General features: G+C 74.2%; 3 protein-coding genes. All 3 read left to right on the forward strand.

What is annotated here, in order from left to right:
• The first annotated feature begins 191 nt into the window (after window positions 1-191).
• Complete coding sequence (locus tag GTW43_RS11590; RefSeq protein WP_161301572.1) at window positions 192-773, forward strand: sugar kinase; 582 nt, start codon at window positions 192-194, stop codon at window positions 771-773.
• A 71-nt stretch (window positions 774-844) separates the two neighbouring features.
• Entirely contained in the window at window positions 845-1,417 is a 573-nt protein-coding gene (locus tag GTW43_RS11595) for a nitroreductase family deazaflavin-dependent oxidoreductase (RefSeq protein ID WP_161301573.1), read from the forward strand.
• 90 nt (window positions 1,418-1,507) lie between these two features.
• Window positions 1,508-1,710 (forward strand): hypothetical protein (locus tag GTW43_RS11600; RefSeq protein ID WP_202501339.1); only part of this gene is annotated, 203 nt, incomplete at its 3' end.

Here is a 1,710-nt window from a genome sequence, read left to right on the forward strand (position 1 = left end):
GGCCCCGAGGCCGGCATGGTCGGCGCCGCGGACCTCTCCCGGCTCGTCGCCCGCCGCTTCCGCCGCGCCAAGCGCCGCCGCGTCGAGCGGTACGAGCGGTACGAGCGCTACGCCCAGGCCCGGGCCGGCGCCGAGCAGGACTGAGCGGGCCCGCGACCGAAGACCGTAGTGACGTGACAGGAAGACCAGCGATGACCACCCCCCGCCCGTCCCCGAGCCCGGACGCGGAGCCGCCGCGCCGCGAGGCCGAGGCCCGCGGCCACGTGATCCGCCGCCGCGCGCTCACGCTCCTCACCATCGTGCTGCTGATCGGCATCCCGGCCGGCTATCTGGTGATCTCGGCGAACCAGAGCCGGGACAGCGGCAAGGACAAGGAGGAGAAGTACTCGGCGACGGGCCTGACCATCGGCTGGCCGTCGAAGGTGCAGCGCAGGCTCTACCAGATACCGGTCCCGTCCTACTCCCGCGACGTCGCGTACTACGAGACGAACAACTACAAGGTCAGCAGGCTCTACGCACAGTTCCTGACGAGCAACACGGGGCTCGACACGTTCCTGCGCACGGTCGGCTCCGACCCCTCGAAGCTGAAGCGGGACGACGAGGCGATCGGCGCGCGCGACCGGAAGGTCGCCGGCTGGGACTTCACCGGTCCGGGCCCGTGGTACGGCCTCACCCACGACCAGAAGGACCCGGCGCCGACCCTCGGCGTGGTCGTGAACCGCTCGAACCCCGACCACCCGATGGTGTTCGTCGTCTCGACCACCCACCCCTGACCGGCCGCTCGCCCGCGCCCCTGGACGGTGCACGTTTAGACTGTGCAATGGTTTCGGGAGGGCGGCGTGCGATGACAGTCGACGAGCACGGACACGAGCACGAGCACGGACACGGACGCGACGAACAGCGCGAAGGCGCCGGTGCGGGCGGGGACGGACCCCGGCGTCCCGCACTGCCGCGGGGCGGGCGCCGCCGGATCGCCCGGCTGCCGATCGGACTCTTCCGGATCGGGCTCGGCCCGCTGTTCGGCCACCGGCTCCTGCTGCTGCACCACACCGGACGGGTGTCCGGACGGGACCGGAAGGTCGTCCTCGAGGTCGTCGCGCACGACCCGGAGCACGGCACCTGGACCCTCGCCTCGGGATTCGGGCCGGGCGCCGCCTGGTACCGGAACCTGAAGGCCACGCCCCGGGCCACGATCCAGGTCGGCAACCGCCGCCACGCCGTCACGGCCCGCTTCCTGACCGAGGCCGAGGGCGCCGAGATCATGGCACGGTACGCGCCGCTGCACCCCCGCACCGCGCGCCGGCTGTGCGCGTTCATGGGCTTCGAGGTCGACGGGAGCCCCGCCGCGTACCGGCGCGCGGGGCGCGGCATCCCGTTCGTCCGCCTCGTCGCGGACCCGGGCGGGCAGCGGCCCTGACGCGCCGTTCCGGTGTGGGACGCCGCGGCCTGGGCAGGCGCGCAGTTGCGGGCCGGCGACCGGAGGGCGGCCCCGGACCGAGGGGGAAGCGTGGTGCCACCGCGACCGGCTGTCAGCGCGCAGTGGGAGGACGGCGGGGACGCCGGCGTGCCGGCCGTCCTCGTCGTCGACGTCCGCGGTGACCTCGACGCGGACCGGGCGGAGCGACTGTGCGGCCCGCTGCTGCGGATGGCGCGGACCGGCCAGCGGCACTTCGTCGTCGACCTCGCCGGGGTGGACGCGGTCCACGCGGA

The organism is Streptomyces sp. SID5785, from assembly GCF_009870065.1.
Taxonomy (GTDB): domain Bacteria; phylum Actinomycetota; class Actinomycetes; order Streptomycetales; family Streptomycetaceae; genus Streptomyces.